This is a genomic window from Luteimonas sp. YGD11-2, from assembly GCF_004118975.1.
Classification (GTDB): domain Bacteria; phylum Pseudomonadota; class Gammaproteobacteria; order Xanthomonadales; family Xanthomonadaceae; genus Luteimonas; species Luteimonas muca.
In genome coordinates, this window is sequence record NZ_CP035376.1 from 989743 (window position 1) to 1004685 (window position 14943).

Consider the following 14943-nt stretch of genomic DNA (forward strand, 5'->3'; position numbering starts at 1 on the left):
GGTCAGCCGATCGGTTCGTCGAGGATCAGCTGGCGCACGAAGCGCACCGGCGGCGCGCCCTTCGACAGCACCTCGTCGTGGTAGGCCTTGAGGTCGAACGCATCGCCGCGCTTCTCCTCGACCGCACGGCGCATGTCGAAATGTTCCTGCGCGCCAACGAAGTAGGTCGGCAGCTGCGCGGAACTCACCTGGGCGCGGATCCACTTGCCGGCGGCCTCGCTCTCCTGCTGGAAGGTGGTGCGCACCATCAGTTCCATCGCCTGCTCGCGCTCCCAGCCATCGACGTGCACGCCGATGTCGAGGATCGCGTTGGCCACCGAGCGCAGGTAGAACTTCAGTTGCACCAGCCGGAACAGCGGGTCGTGGTCGAGGTAGCCGGCCTGCGCCATCACCTCCTCGGTGTACACCGCCCAGCCTTCGGCGAACGGGCCGGAGCGCAGTACAGCACGCAGCGTGGACGGATGACCCACCGAGTGCGCGCCCTCCAGGTAGTGCCCCGGCACGCCCTCGTGGATCGACAGCAGGTGGATCATGCGGTCGTTGTACTCGCGCAGGAACGAGGTCGCCTGCGCGTCGCTCCACTCGTCCGGGATCGGCGAGATCGCGTAGTAGGTCTCCAGCCCCTTGTCCAGCGGGCCGGGCGAGTCGCAATAGGCCACGGCCACCCCGCGCTGGAACTCCGGCATCTCGATGATGCGCACCGGTGCATCCGGCACGGTGACCAGGTCGTGCTCGCGGGTGAATGCGGTGGCGACGTCGAGCGTCTGCCGCGCGAAGTCGAACACCTGGTCGCGGGCGGGGCGTTCGGCATAGGCGAGTTCGAGCGCTGCCTCGATCGCCGCCTGCTGCTGCGCATCGTCGGGTGTCGCCGGCAACGCCGGGGCGCCGTCGCGGTCCTTCAGGACGTTCTGCGCGATGGCGTACATCTCGCTTCGCACGCGCGCGATATCGGCCTCGGCGCGCTGGCGGATCTCCTCGCGCGACAGCGAGGCGTTGAGCGAGTAGCGCAGCTTCTGGTCGAACAGCTCCGCACCGATGCGGAAGTCGCCTGCGGCATTCGGCACCAGGGTGCCGTCGATCCAGGCCTGGTGCTCCTCGACCGCGGCGCGCAGACCGGCTACCGCGGCATCCAGGCGCGTGCGTGCCTCGCCATCGAGGCTGCCGGCGTGAGGGGTGATGAACTGGTCCATCAGCGACAGCAGGCCGCGGTTCTGCCGTGCCACGGTGTCCGCATGCACCTTCGGCACCCGCGCCGGATCGAGGTTGTCGCGCATCTGCGCGAACAGCGTCGGCAGCGCTTCCATGCGCGCGGTCGCCGAGGCCAGGCGTTCCGGCAGCGGCGCGAACTCGCGTGCCATCAGGTTGTAGATCGCGCCACCGGCCAGGCCGTTGTAGAGCAGCGGGTCCCAGGCCCAGGACTGCAGCGTTTCCACGTTCCAGATGGTGGCTTCAAGCCGGTTGCGCAGCAGCAGTGCGTCGACCTGGTTCTCGCGCGACAGCTGGCTGGCGTCGATGCCATCGAGTTCGGCCAGCAGGGCGCGGTTGGCATCCACCGCGCGCTGGCGTCCTTCGGCGCTGAGGTCGTCGATGCGCGCATCGTGGCGATGCTCGCCGGTGCGGGTGGCACTGATCGGCGACTGCTCGAACCAGGTGGCCAGCGCGCGGTCGGCGAGTGCGGCAAAGGCCTGGTCGGCCTCACCCTGTGCGGCCACGGTGGTCGTGGCAGCAGGGCTGTCCGTGGTGGCGGGGGTGGTCGACGGCTGGCAGCCGGCGAGGACAGCGATCAGGGACAGGGCAAGCAGGCTGTGGCGCATCGAAGCACTCCGCGAACGTGGGACGGCAGGGCGGCAAGCGTAGTCGCCGCGTCCGATGTGCGCACCCTGCATCGCGATGCATGACCATCGGCCTATGCCTTTCACGCGCCGCAGTGTCGAGAATCGGGGCAGGGCCGGCATGCGTCGGTGACATACCCGCATCGCCGTGATGCACGCTGGAGCACTGCCTTGAAACGACGCGACTTCATCGCCCTCGGTGGCCTGGGTGCCGCCGGTGTCCTGGTGCCGGGCTGGTTCGGCCGCGCCGTCGCCGCCGAGGTGCTGGCCACGCCACTCGACGCGGCGATGAAGAAGCCGCTGGCCGATGCGGGCCTGCAGGCCGCACGCGATGCCGGCGCCAGCTACTGTGACGTGCGCATCGGCCGCTACCTGCGCCAGTACGTGATGACCCGCGAGGACCGGGTCGAGAACGTGGTCAACGGCGAGTCGATCGGCGCCGGCATCCGCGTCATCGTCGACGGTGCCTGGGGCTTCGCCGCCACCAACACCCTGACCACGCAGGCGGTGGCCGATGCCGCACGCCAGGCGGCGGCGATCGCGCGCGCCAATGCGCGGTTGCAGGTCGAACCGGTGCGGCTGGCACCGGCACCGGCGCTCGGCGAAGTGGCCTGGCGCACGCCGGTCGTGCGCAATGGCATGGAAGTGCCGGTCGAGGAGAAGGTCGACCTGCTGCTGGGCGTCAATGCCGCGGCGATGGGGGCGGGTGCCAGCTTCGTCAGCTCGCGCATGTTCGTCATCAACGAGCAGAAGTACTTCGCCTCCACCGATGGCTCCTACATCGACCAGGACGTGCACCGCATCTGGGTGCCGTTCACTGTGACCGCGATCGACAAGGCCAGCGGGAAGTTCCGCACCCGCGACGGGCTGTCGGCACCGATGGGCATGGGATACGAATATCTCGACGGCGACCGCTCGCAGCGCTTCGAGCTGCCGGGCGGCGTGGTTGCCTACGGCCGCAGCTACGACATGCGCGAGGACGCGATCGCGGCCGCGCGCCAGGCGCAGGAAAAGCTGCGCGCGCCCTCCGTGCAGCCGGGCAAGTACGACCTGGTGGTGGATCCGTCCAACCTGTTCCTCACCATCCACGAGAACGTCGGCCACCCGCTCGAGCTCGACCGCGTGCTCGGCTACGAGGCCAACTACGCCGGCACCAGTTTCGCCACGCTCGACAAGCGCGGCAGCTACCAGTGGGGCAGCGACATCGTCACCCTGTTTGCCGACAGGACCCGGCCGGGCAGCCTCGGCGCCGTCGGCTACGACGACGAGGGCGTGCCCACCAAGCAGTGGGACCTGGTGCGCGACGGCATCCTCGTCGACTACCAGGCCACCCGCGACCAGGCCCATATCCTCGGCAAGACCGAATCCGATGGCTGCTCCTATGCCGATTCGTGGTCGAGCGTGCAGTTCCAGCGCATGCCCAATGTCTCGCTCGCACCGGGCAAGGCGCCGCTGACGGTGGCGGAGATGATCGCCGGCGTCGAGCGCGGCCTGTACGTGCACGGCCGCGGTTCGTACTCGATCGACCAGCAGCGCTACAACTCGCAGTTCGGCGGCCAGCTGTTCTACGAGATCCGGAACGGCGAGATCGCCGGCATGGTCGAGGACGCCGCCTACCAGATCCGCACGCCGGAGTTCTGGAACGCGTGTTCGGCGATCTGCGACGAACGCGATTTCCGCCTCGGCGGCTCGTTCTTCGACGGCAAGGGGCAGCCGGGACAGGTGTCGGCGGTGTCGCACGGCTCGGCCACCACGCGTTTCGACGGCATCAACATCATCAACACGGCAAGGAGCCTGTAGGCGATCCACCTTGCCGGCGGCCGTCGCCGCAGGCGCAACCAGCCCGATCCGTGCACCATGCCGGAACCATCGAGCGTCGCGAGCAGCCACGTGAGGCCATCGCGACCACCGCTGTACCACCGCCGCGGCAGCCGTCGCGCGCATATTTGGGGAGAACTGCCTTGCAACGACGCGACTTCCTGGCCCTTGGCGGCCTTGGCATCGGCGGGCTCGTCCTGCCATCGGTGTTCGGGCGCGCGATCGCCGCCGACGAACTCGTCACCACCATCGACGTGGCCACGAAGAAACGGCTCGCCGACGCCGCGCTGCAGGCGGCCACCGGCTCCGGCGCCAGCTACTGCGACGTGCGCATCGGCCGCTACCTGCGCCAGTTCGTGATGACCCGCGAGGACAAGGTGCAGAACGTGGTCAACACCGAGTCGACCGGTGTCGGCGTGCGCGTCATCGCCAACGGCGCCTGGGGCTTCGCCGCCACCAACACGCTCACCGATGACGGCGTGGCCGAGGCCGCTCGCCAGGCCACCGCCATCGCACGTGCCAACGCGAAGATCCAGACCGAGCCGGTGCGGCTTGCGCCGGCGCCGTCGCTGGGCGAGGTCTCGTGGCGTACGCCGATCCGCAAGAACAGCATGGACGTGCCGGTCAAGGACAAGGTCGACCTGCTGCTCGGCGTCAACGCCGCGGCGCTCGGCGCCGGTGCCAGCTTCGTCAACTCGATGATGTTCCTGGTCAACGAGCAGAAATATTTCGCCTCCACCGACGGCTCGTACATCGACCAGGACGTCCACCGCATCTGGGTGCCGATGACCGTCACCGCGATCGACAAGACCAGCGGCAAGTTCCGCACCCGTGCCGGTCTGTCGTCACCGATGGGCATGGGCTACGAGTACCTCGATGGCGACGCGTCGCAGAAGTACGTTTCGCCCAACGGGGTGGTGAACTACGGCACCTCCTACGACATGCGCGAGGACGCCATCGCCGCCGCGAAGCAGGCACAGGAAAAACTGCGCGCGCCGTCGGTGAAGCCGGGCCGCTACGACCTGGTGCTCGATCCGTCCAACCTGTGGCTGACCATCCACGAGAACGTCGGCCACCCGCTGGAACTCGACCGCGTGCTCGGCTACGAGGCCAACTACGCCGGTACCAGCTTCGCCACGCTCGACAAGCGCGGGAACCTGCAGTACGGCAGCGACATCGTCACCCTGTTCGCCGACAAGACCCAGCCGGGCAGCCTCGGCGCGGTGGCCTACGACGACGAGGGCGTGCCGACCAAGCGCTGGGATCTGGTGCGCGACGGCACCCTGGTCGACTACCAGACCATCCGCGACCAGGCGCATATCGTCGGCAAGACCGAGTCCGACGGCTGCTGCTATGCCGATTCCTGGTCGAGCGTGCAGTTCCAGCGCATGGCCAATGTGTCGCTGGCGGCAGGCAGGACGCCGCTGACGGTGGCCGAGATGATCGCCGACGTCGAGGACGGCATTTACATCGTCGGCGACGGTTCGTTCTCGATCGACCAGCAGCGCTACAACGCGCAGTTCGGCGGCCAGCTGTACTACGAGATCAAGAACGGCGAGATCACCGGCATGGTCGAGGACGTCGCCTACCAGATCCGCACGCCGGAATTCTGGGGCGCGTGCGCGGCCATCTGCGACGAGCGTGACTACCGCCTCGGCGGCTCGTTCTTCGACGGCAAGGGCCAGCCGAGCCAGGTCTCGGCGGTCTCGCACGGTTCGGCAACGACCCGCTTCAACGGCATCAACATCATCAACACCGCCCGCTCGCTCGGCTGACCAGGAGACTCCGCAACATGACCATCTATACCGAAGAGCAGGCGCGCACCATCCTCGAGAAGGTCGTCGCACTGTCCACCGCCGACGAGTGCACCGCCACCCTCAATGGCGGCATCGACGGCAATATCCGCTTCGCCCTCAACAACGTGTCCACCAGCGGCATCGTCAGCAATGTGGAGCTCGCCGTGCAGGTCGCGTTCGGCCGGCGCGTGGGCACCGCCACCGTCAACGAGTTCGACGATGCCGCGCTCGAGCGCGTGGTGCGCCGCGCCGAGGACCTCGCCCGCCTGGCGCCGGAGAACCCGGAGTTCATGCCAGCGATCGGCAAGCAGAACTACCGCCCGAGCCCGACCTTCAGCGAATCCACCGCGGCGATCACGCCGGAATTCCGCGCGCAGGTGGCCGCCGATTCTATCCTGCCGTGCCGCGAGGCGGACCTGGTGGCAGCCGGCTTCCTGCTCGACAGCCGCAACTTCACCGCGTTCGCCAATTCCAACGGCAACTTCGGCTACCAGCAGGGCACCAACTTCAACTACACCTGCACCGTGCGTACCGCCGACGGCACCGGCTCGGGCTGGGTCGGCCGCAGCCTCAAGAACGCCAGCGACTTCGACGCCAGCCGCGACATCCGCGTGGCGATGCGCAAGGCGTCCGAATCCGCCGATGCCAGGGCACTGGAGCCGGGCAAGTACACGGTGATCCTGGAGCCGCACGCGGCCGCCGGCCTGATCTCCTTCATGATGCGTTTCTTCGATGCGCGCACCGCCGACGAGGGCCGCAGCTTCCTGTCGAAGGCCGGTGGCGGCAACAAGCTCGGCGAGCAGATCTACGACCCACGGGTGAACATTTCCGCCGACCCGTGGCATCCGGATGCACCGGTGATGCCCTGGGACGGGGAGGGCCTGCCGCGCGAGGCGATGCCGATCATCCAGGACGGCAAGGTCGTCAACCTCAACTACTCGCGTTACTGGGCGCAGCAGCAGGGCCAGCGTGCGGTGGGCAGCCCCGGCAACCTGATCATGGCCGGTGGCGAAGGCACCACCGCAGATCTCGTGGCGGGCACCGACCGCGGCATCCTGGTCACCCGCACCTGGTACATCCGCATGGTCGATCCGCAGACCGTGCTGCTGACCGGCCTGACCCGCGACGGCACCTTCTACATCGAGAACGGCCGCATCGTGCATCCGGTGAAGAACTTCCGCTTCAACGAATCGCCGGTGATCATGCTCAACAACATCGACGAGCTCGGCCGCCCGGTGCTGGTCTCCGGTGACGAGTCCAGCTTCGCGATGCTGCTGCCGCCGATGCGCCTGCGTGACTTCACCTTCAGCTCGCTCTCCGACGCGGTGTGATGATGGAAGGCCGGCCCTCCTCCGTCCCTGTGGGGCACCTTCTCCCGCCTGCGGGGGAAGGGAGAAGCGCGGGACACCTCCCTTTTTCCGCAAGCGGGACACCTCCCTTGTTCCGCAAGCGGGAGAAGGTGGCGCGAAGCGCCGGATGAGGGCGTTTTTCGCCGTTTGACCCGCTCGCTCCCCAGCCCCCATGAACCGTTCGCAGTTCCTCAAGGCCATGCTCGGCGGCGCCGCGTTGCTGGCGCTGCCGCCCGGCCTGCGCGCGCAGTCGACCAGCTACGATTTCTGGTTCACCCGCCTGAAGTACGACTCCGGCGACTGGGACGTCGACGCGCGGATGCCGTCCAACGTCATCACCTCGCTGATCGACTACACCAGCCTGCGCGTCGACCCGGAAGAACACGTGGTCGAGCTGGCCGACCCGAAGATGCTGTCGGCGCCGTTCTGCTACCTCGCCGGGCACAAGCTGGTGGAGTTCAGCCCGGCGGAACGGCGCAACTTCGAGCGCTATGTGCGCAACGGTGGCTTCGTCTTCGTCGACGACTGCAACCACGACATCGACGGCCTGTTCGCGAAGTCCTTCGAGGCGCAGATGGCGTCGATCTTCGGCAATGACGCATTGCGCAAACTGCCCGGCAACCATGGCATCTACCGCAGTTTCTTCCAGTTCCCCGAAGGCCCGCCCGCCACGAGCTTCGAGCTCAACGGCTGGGGCGACGACCTGGTGCACGACTACCTCAAGGGCATCAGCATCGATGGGCGCCTGGGCGTGCTCTACAGCAACAAGGACTACGGCTGCGAATGGGACTACGACTGGCGCAACAAGCGCTTCCTGGCCGAGGACAACACGAAGTTCGCGGTCAACATCGTCGTCTACGCACTGACCGCATGAGGCCCGTCCCGGCGGTGCTCCTGCACGGTGCCCGCATACGCCGCTCCGCCACCGGCGCTCTCCATAGAGGATTCCCCACATGAGCACACCGATCACCGAATCCGACCTCGACGCCTGGCGTGGCCGCCTCGACAACCTGCGCGCCGCCATCGGCCAGGCCGTGGTCGGCCAGCATGACGTCGTGGAACAACTGCTGGTCGCGCTGCTGGCCGGTGGCCACGCGCTGCTGGAAGGCGTGCCCGGCCTCGGCAAGACCCTGCTGGTGCGCACGCTGGGCGACGCGCTGGCGCTGGACTTCCGCCGCGTGCAGTTCACCCCCGACCTGATGCCCAGCGACCTGCTCGGCACCGAGCTGCTGGAAGAGGACCACGGCACCGGCCACCGCGCGTTCCGCTTCCAGCCCGGGCCGGTGTTCACCAACCTGCTGCTGGCCGACGAGCTCAACCGCACGCCGCCCAAGACCCAGGCGGCGCTGCTGGAGGCGATGGCCGAGCACACCGTCAGCTATGCCGGCACCACCCACCGGCTGCCGGCGCCGTTCTTCGTGCTGGCCACCCAGAACCCGATCGAGCAGGCCGGCACCTATCCGCTGCCGGAGGCGCAGCTCGACCGCTTCCTGCTGCAGATCGTGCTCGGCTATCCCGACGAGGCCGAGGAACGCGACATCCTGCTGCGCACCACCGGCAGCGCGAAGGCGGCGGTGCCCCAGGTGATGAGCGGCGACGACGTGCTGGCGCTACAGGCGCTGGTGCGCGAGGTGCATGTCGGCGATGAACTGCTGGCGTGGATCGCCCGGCTGGTGCGCGCAAGCCGTCCGGGTGCGGACGCGCCGCAGGCGGTGCGCGACTACGTGCGCTGGGGCGCCGGCCCGCGTGCCGGGCAGTCGCTGGTGCTCGCGGCCAAGGCCCGTGCGTTGCTGCGTGGACGGCTGGCGGCCACCCGCGAGGATGTGGTCGCGCTGGCGGCGCCGGTGATGCGCCATCGCCTGCTGCTGTCATTCGCCGCCGAGGCCGAGCAGCGCAGCACCGACGACATCGTCACCGCCCTGCTCGACAGCGTGCCGTTCCCGGGCACGCGCTGACCGCCGACGTGCTGACGCTGTCGCCCGAACTGCGCGCACGCCTTCGCGGCCTGCGCATCGCCCCGCGCCGCGTACGTGCGCGTGGCGGCATCGGCCAGCACCGCGGCCGTGAGCGCGGCAGCGGCATGGAGTTCGCGCAGTACCGCGCCTACGAGCCAGGTGACGAACCGAAGGCGATCGACTGGAAGCTCTATGCGCGCAGCGCCCGCCTGTTCGTGCGCGAGGCCGAGCGCGAGAGCCCGCTCACCGTGTGGCTGCTGCTGGATGCCAGCGCGTCGATGGGGCAGGCCGACGAGTCGCGTCCGGGCTTCGCCCGGCTCGACGCCGCCTGCCAGCTCGCGCTTGCCATCGCCGAGCTGGCGATCGCGCAGGGGGATCGCATCGGCCTGCTGGTGGTCGGCAACGACCGCGTCGATGGCGTGGACGCTGGCAGCGGCCCACGCCAGCGCGATCGCCAGTTGCTGGTGCTCGATGGCGTTCGCGCCACCGGCGCCTGGCCCGGCAGCGAGCGGCTGGCTCCGGTGTGGGAACGCATCGGGGCCGAAGACATCGTGGTGCTGCTCGGCGACCTGTTCGATCCCGCATCGGTCGATCTGGCCACGCGGCTGGCGGCAGCACGCCGCGAGGTGCTGGCCATCCAGCTGCTGACGGTGGGCGAGCGCGACTTCGACTACCGCGGCGGCCGCCGCTTCGAGGATCCGGAAACCGGCGAGGTGCTGCCCGGCGACGGCGCCGCCCTGCGCACGGGCTTTCTCGAACGTTTCGGCGCCGCACAGGCGGCGCTTGCCGCACGGCTGGACGCGGCCGGCATCCGCCATGTGCGGCATGTGCTCGACGAGCCGCTCGATGCACCGTTGCGCGCGCTGTTCGCACCGCAGGGCCGCGCCTGATGCCGACGCTGCTGTTGCCGGCCGGCCTGTTCGCACTGGCGGCGCTGCTGCTGCCACTGCTGGTGCACCTGGCACGCCGGCAGACGCTGCTGCCGACGCCGTTCGCCGCGTTGCGCTGGCTGCGCGCGAAGGCGCGTCCGCGGCGGCAGGTGCGGCTGGACGAATGGCCGCTGCTGCTGCTACGCCTGCTGCTGCTGGTGCTGTTCGCGCTCTGGCTCGCCCATCCGGCGGTACCCGATGCACCGGCGGTGCAGCGCTGGAGCGTGCTGGTGCCTGGCGTCGATCCCGCCTCGCTGCCGCCGGCCGAGGCCGGGGAGGAACGTCGCTGGTTGGCGCCGGGCTGGCCGCTGGTCGAGGGTAGGGATGATCGCGCGGCTGCGGCTGCGGCTGCGGCTGCGCCGGCTGGCAGCCTGCTGCGCCAGCTCGACATGGAGCTGCCGGCGAACGTGGCGCTCACGGTCCATGTGCCCGACCCGCTGGATGGTGCCGATGCGCAACGCCCACAGCTGTCGCGCGCGATCGAATGGCGTCCGGTGCCGCACGCCGCCGTCGACACGCCCGCCGCCACCGGACCGCCACGGCTGGCGATCCGCCATGACCCGGAGCATGCGCACGCGGTGCGCTACCTGCGCGCGGCGGTGCTCGCATGGCGCACGCCGGACGCCGGCAACGAGCTCGATACCGGTGGCCCCGGACGCGCGGTGCCGGCCACCGCGGACGCGCTGGCGTGGCTGGTCGCCGGCGAGGTGCCGCTGGCCGTGGGTGACTTCGCCGCGGCCGGCGGCACCGTGCTGCTCGCCGCGGATGCGACATGGGCCGACGCACCGGTGATGGTGCCGGCCTGGCGCGATGGCGACGGTGCGGTGCTCGCGCACGGCGCGCGCCATGGCCGCGGGCGCATCCTGCATCTCGAACGCGCACTGCGCCTGGCCGACTGGCCGCAGCTGGCCGATGCGGCGTTCCCCGCGGAGCTGCGCCGACAGCTGCAGCCCATGCCGGCGCCAATGCGTGCCCCCGCAGCCGACTACACGCCGGTGCGGGCCGACCTGCACTGGCCGGCGGCGCTGCGTGATCTGCGCGCGCCGCTGCTGTGGCTGATCCTGCTGCTGTTGCTGGCCGAGCGCTGGCTCGCCACCTCGCCACGCCGGGCTTCCGCACCATGAGTGCAGCGGCGCTGGCAAGGTTGCGGCAGGCGCGCATGCGCGCTGCGCTGGTGGCATCGCTCATCGCGTTGCCCTGGCTGGCGGTGCTGGCGGTGCTTGCCTGGCGGATGGGCGGGGCCATCGCCGCGCTCGTGGTCGGGTCGATTGCCGTAGGCGCGCTGGTCGCCACGATCGCGCACCGGCTGCGGCGCTTCGACCGTGGCTGGCTGGCGTCGATGCTCGATACGCGACGCGCGGATATGGACGACAGTGCTGCGCTGCTGTTCGTCGATGCGGAGGCATTGCGGCCGCTGCAGCGCCTGCAACGTGCGCGGCTCGACGAGCGGCTGCGCAGCCAGCCGCCGCCGGATCTGCGTGCGCCATGGCCGTGGCGCGCACTGGCACTGTCCTGGGGCGTCGCTGTCCTCGGGCTGGCGTTGCTGGCGTGGTGGCCATCCACCGACACGCTGCGCACCACGACGGCGCCGGCGCAGCGCGATCCGCGCGCTGCTGCGGCGGTGCCACGCCTCGAGACATCCACGCTGCGGATCGAGCCACCGGCGTACACCGGCATCGAACCGCACACCGTGGCCGTGCTGGATGCGAAGGCACCGGCCGGCTCGCAGCTGGGCTGGCGGCTGCGCATCGCCCCGCAACCGGCAGCGGTCGCGCTGGAATTCCTCGATGGCGAGCGCGTCGCGCTGCAGCGCGACGGTGAGCACTGGACGGTGTCGCAGCGGCTGGAACGCTCGCGCCTGTACCGGCTGCGCATTGCCGGCGCCGCCGCGCAACCGATGCCGCCGTTGCACAGGCTGGATGCGGTGGCCGACCGCGCGCCGCAGGTGCGCGTGCTGGAACCCGAAACGACGCTGCAGTTGCGCGCCGACGGCCAGCGACAGTGGCGGCTGCTCTTCGAAGCCAGTGACGACTACGGTGTCGCCGCGCAGGCGCAGCTGCGGATCGTGCGTACCGAGGGCAGCGGCGAGAACCAGACCTTCCACGAGCACCTGCGCACGCTCCGCGGGCAGGGGGAGCCACGGTTGCGACGCTTTACGGTCACGCTCGATATCGCGGAGTTCGGCCTGCAGCCGGGCGAGGACCTCGTCGCCCGTCTCGAGGTGCGCGACCAGCGCCAGCCGCAAGCGCAGACCGGTCGCAGCGCCAGCGTCATCCTGCGCTGGCCGCCGCCGGCGCCACCGGATGTCGCCGGGCTGGAAGGCCTCGCCCGACAGGTGCTGCCGGCGTACTTCCGCAGCCAGCGGCAGATCATCATCGATGCCGAGGCGCTGATCGCCGAACGTGCGCAACTGGATGCACCGCGCTTCGCCGAGCGTTCGGATTCGCTGGGTGTCGACCAGCGGCTGCTGCGGCTGCGCTATGGCCAGTTCCTCGGCGAGGAATCCGAGCGTGCGCCGCAACCGCCACCGGTGGCCGGTGAGGCACCCGCGCCGCCGCCGCGCCCGGCGGTGTCGCCGGGCGGGATCTTCGCCGACGGCTCCGATGCGCTGCCCGAGGCCGGCGCGACTGCCGATGCGCACGGGCACGGGCATGCCGATACCGACGCCGACGCCGACGCCGCGTCGCCCGACACCCCGGCAGCCCACGACGACCACGACCACGCCGAGGCCGCCCCCGAGGACGGCGTGTTCGGCCGCGCCGGCGACGTGGTCGCCGCATTCGGCCACACCCATGACATCCCCGAGGCGGCGACCCTGCTCGATCCCAGAACCCGCGAAACCCTGCGTCGTGCGCTCAACGAGATGTGGCAGTCGGAACTGCACCTGCGGCAGGCCGAGCCGTCGGCGGCGCTGCCGTATGCCAACCGCGCGCTGGAGCTGATCAAGCAGGTGCAGGAGGCCGACCGCATCTATCTGGCGCGGGTCGGTGCGCAGTTGCCGCCGATCGACGAGAGCCGGCGTCTCGGTGGTGATCGCGAGGGTCTGGCCTCGCGCGCGCTGCCGGCACTGGCAGGCCCCGCCGATGACGCACGGCTGCACGAAGCGTGGTGGGCGCTCGCCGATAACGCGGCCGATCCGCTGCCGCTGCTGGATGCGTTGCAGGCCTGGGCGGGCAGCGCGCCGCTCGACGATCCGCTGGCGCTGGTCGCCGCGATCGATGCCGTGCGCAACGATCCCGGATGCGACGACTGCCGCGACACCTTGCGCGGGCTGCTGTGGCACGCGATGCGTCGGCCGGCCGCCGGCATCGCCCCGCGCGCCGCCGACGACAGCGGCGCCCGTTACCTGCGCGCATTGCAGGACACCGCGGAGCCCGCGCAATGATGCTGTCGACGCCTTCGCTGGCGGTCACCGCCACCATCACCGCGGCGCTTGCGCTGCTGGCGGGCGTGCGCATCGTGCTCTGGCAGCGGCGTGCGCCGCCCGGCACGCGTTCGCGCGGCTGGCGGCTGGCGCTGCTGTTGCTGGCGCAACCCGCGTGGGCGGTGCTGCTGGTCCTGGCCATCCATCCGCCGGCAGGCCTGCAGCCGGACGCCACGCTGACGGTGCTGACCGGCGGCCGCGCCGACGCGCCGGCGGTCCGGCCCGGCAGCGCTGTCGTCGCTCTGCCGGAAGCCGAGGCGGCCGCTGGGGTGCGCAGGGTGCCCGATCTCGCCACCGCGTTGCGTCTGCATCCGGACACCCGGGTGCTGCGGGTGTTCGGCGATGGCCTGGTCGCGCGCGACCTCGACGTGCCGCCCGTGGTCGCGGTGGAGTTCGATCCGCCACCGCCGGTGCGGGGCTTCGCCGACATCACCCGGCCGGGCTCGACGGTGGCCGGCGACGCCCTGCGGGTGAGCGGCCGCGTACATGGCGTGGTCGACGGCGCGGTCGAGCTCGTCGATCCCGCGGGCGTGCGCGTGGACAGCACGGTCCTGGACGACAGTGGCCGTTTCGTCGTGCAGGCGCCGACGTTCGCGGCCGGTCCCGCACGCTTCCAGCTGCGCCTGCGCGACCCCGCCGGTGTCCTCGTCGAGGAGGCGCCGCTGCATCTCTGGATCGACGCAGCGGCCGCGCCACGGCTGCGGATGCTGGCCGGCGCTGCGAATGCCGAAACACGTTTCCTGCGGCGCTGGGCGGTGGATGCCGGGCTGCCGCTGCAGATGCGGATCACGCTGGGTGCAGGCATGGCGCTGGGCGCAGGCGGCGGCATCGATGCGGCGAGCCTCGCGCAGACCGATGTGCTGGTGGTGGATGCCCGCAGCTGGGCGGGTCTCGGCGCCGGCGGTCGCGCTTCGGTGCTGACTGCGGTGGAGTCCGGCATGGGGCTGGTGCTGCGCGCCGACGCGCCCGGTACGCCTGCCGGCCTGGCGGGTGCCGGCTTCCGCCTGTCGGGCGGGCAGGGCACCGTGCCGCTGCGGTTGCCGCTGGCTGGTGCCGGCGACGCCGAGGCCCTGCGTGCGCGTCTCGGGCCCGGCACCGCCGATGCGCCGTTCGACCTCGAGCAGGCGCAGGCAGCGGTGCCTGCGCCGCTGGCGCGGCAGTTGCAGGTCGACGGTGCACAGGCGGTTGCGCTCGGCGGTGGCGGCGAGGGCGGGCCATGGGCATGGTGGCGCCCGCACGGGCAGGGCCGGGTGCTGGTGTGGACGCTGCAGGACAGCTACCGGCTGGTGCTCGCGGGCCGTGCGGACCTGCACGGTGCGCTGTGGAGCGAGGCGGTGGCGACGGTCGCACGCGCGCAGGCGGTGCCGGCAGTGCGCATCGATGCACCGGCATTCGCCGACCAGCGGGTGCGTATCTGTGGTGCCGGTGCGCGGGCGCGGGTGCTCGCGCCGGATGGCGGCGCATCGCCGCTGTGGCCCCGGGCCGTGGGCGGCGACAGCTGCGCCGGCTACTGGCCGCGCCAGCCGGGCTGGCATCGCGTACTGGAGGGCGACACCGTGCGCACGGCGTTCCATGTCCATCCCGTGGATGCCTGGCCGGCACTGCGTGCGGCGCGACGGGCCACTGCCACCCAGGATCTGGTCAGCCACTGCGAAGGCGGCTGCGCGGACACGCCCGTGGCGCAACCGGCGCAGCCCGTGCCGGGCCCGGCATGGCCGTGGTGGCTCGCCTGGCTGGCGGTCTCCGCAGCGCTGTGGTGGTTCGAACGCAGCCGTCATGGACGCCGGCATGACGACGACGGCGGCCCACCAGCCCGGGGCGCGCCGTAGACTCCCGGCAT

General features: G+C 70.8%; 10 protein-coding genes. 9 read left to right on the top strand and 1 reads right to left on the bottom strand.

Annotated features, from left to right (window positions below; genetic code table 11):
* Window positions 1-2: 2 nt before the first annotated feature.
* Window positions 3-1814 carry a DUF885 domain-containing protein gene (locus ERL55_RS04485; protein WP_129135362.1) on the bottom strand — a complete coding sequence of 604 codons (1812 nt, stop codon included), beginning with the start codon at window positions 1812-1814 and terminating at the stop codon, window positions 3-5.
* Window positions 1815-2003: 189 nt separating this feature from the next.
* Between ERL55_RS04485 and ERL55_RS04490 the strand changes: the two genes are divergently transcribed.
* The 9 genes from ERL55_RS04490 to ERL55_RS04530 all read left to right on the top strand — a co-directional run bounded on the left by ERL55_RS04490 (window position 2004) and on the right by ERL55_RS04530 (window position 14932).
* Window positions 2004-3632, top strand: coding sequence for a TldD/PmbA family protein (locus ERL55_RS04490; protein ID WP_164972114.1), 1629 nt, complete (start codon window positions 2004-2006; stop codon window positions 3630-3632).
* A 161-nt stretch (window positions 3633-3793) separates the two neighbouring features.
* Window positions 3794-5425, top strand: coding sequence for a TldD/PmbA family protein (locus tag ERL55_RS04495; RefSeq protein ID WP_164972115.1), 1632 nt, complete (start codon window positions 3794-3796; stop codon window positions 5423-5425).
* A gap of 17 nt (window positions 5426-5442) precedes the next feature.
* Entirely contained in the window at window positions 5443-6777 is a 1335-nt protein-coding gene (locus ERL55_RS04500) for a TldD/PmbA family protein (RefSeq protein WP_129135363.1), read from the top strand.
* 190 nt (window positions 6778-6967) lie between these two features.
* Window positions 6968-7669, top strand: a complete 702-nt coding sequence (locus tag ERL55_RS04505) for a DUF4159 domain-containing protein (protein ID WP_129135364.1) — start codon at window positions 6968-6970, stop codon at window positions 7667-7669.
* Between the two features lie 79 nt (window positions 7670-7748).
* Window positions 7749-8750, top strand: a complete 1002-nt coding sequence (locus ERL55_RS04510; RefSeq protein ID WP_129135365.1) for a MoxR family ATPase — start codon at window positions 7749-7751, stop codon at window positions 8748-8750.
* Window positions 8747-9640, top strand: a complete 894-nt coding sequence (locus ERL55_RS04515) for a DUF58 domain-containing protein (RefSeq protein WP_129137207.1) — start codon at window positions 8747-8749, stop codon at window positions 9638-9640. The genes ERL55_RS04510 and ERL55_RS04515 overlap by 4 nt, the downstream gene beginning before the upstream one ends.
* Window positions 9640-10803 carry a BatA domain-containing protein gene (locus tag ERL55_RS04520; protein WP_129135366.1) on the top strand — a complete coding sequence of 388 codons (1164 nt, stop codon included), beginning with the start codon at window positions 9640-9642 and terminating at the stop codon, window positions 10801-10803. The genes ERL55_RS04515 and ERL55_RS04520 overlap by 1 nt, the downstream gene beginning before the upstream one ends.
* On the top strand, window positions 10800-13064 hold the full coding sequence (locus ERL55_RS04525; RefSeq protein ID WP_129135367.1) for a hypothetical protein: 2265 nt from the start codon (window positions 10800-10802) through the stop codon (window positions 13062-13064). Before ERL55_RS04520 ends, ERL55_RS04525 begins: the two co-directional genes overlap by 4 nt.
* Window positions 13061-14932: a carboxypeptidase regulatory-like domain-containing protein gene (locus tag ERL55_RS04530; protein WP_129135368.1), complete on the top strand. Its 1872-nt coding sequence runs from the start codon at window positions 13061-13063 to the stop codon at window positions 14930-14932. The genes ERL55_RS04525 and ERL55_RS04530 overlap by 4 nt, the downstream gene beginning before the upstream one ends.
* Window positions 14933-14943 lie beyond the last annotated feature (11 nt).

What these genes read in the sequence shown, in the direction of transcription:
- ERL55_RS04485 (WP_129135362.1), bottom strand. Translation starts at nt 1,814, where the DNA reads ATGCGCCACAGCCTGCTTGCCCTGTCCCTGATCGCTGTCCTCGCCGGC.
- ERL55_RS04500 (WP_129135363.1), top strand. Translation starts at nt 5,443, where the DNA reads ATGACCATCTATACCGAAGAGCAGGCGCGCACCATCCTCGAGAAGGTC.
- ERL55_RS04505 (WP_129135364.1), top strand. Translation starts at nt 6,968, where the DNA reads ATGAACCGTTCGCAGTTCCTCAAGGCCATGCTCGGCGGCGCCGCGTTG.
- ERL55_RS04510 (WP_129135365.1), top strand. Translation starts at nt 7,749, where the DNA reads ATGAGCACACCGATCACCGAATCCGACCTCGACGCCTGGCGTGGCCGC.
- ERL55_RS04520 (WP_129135366.1), top strand. Translation starts at nt 9,640, where the DNA reads ATGCCGACGCTGCTGTTGCCGGCCGGCCTGTTCGCACTGGCGGCGCTG.
- ERL55_RS04525 (WP_129135367.1), top strand. Translation starts at nt 10,800, where the DNA reads ATGAGTGCAGCGGCGCTGGCAAGGTTGCGGCAGGCGCGCATGCGCGCT.
- ERL55_RS04530 (WP_129135368.1), top strand. Translation starts at nt 13,061, where the DNA reads ATGATGCTGTCGACGCCTTCGCTGGCGGTCACCGCCACCATCACCGCG.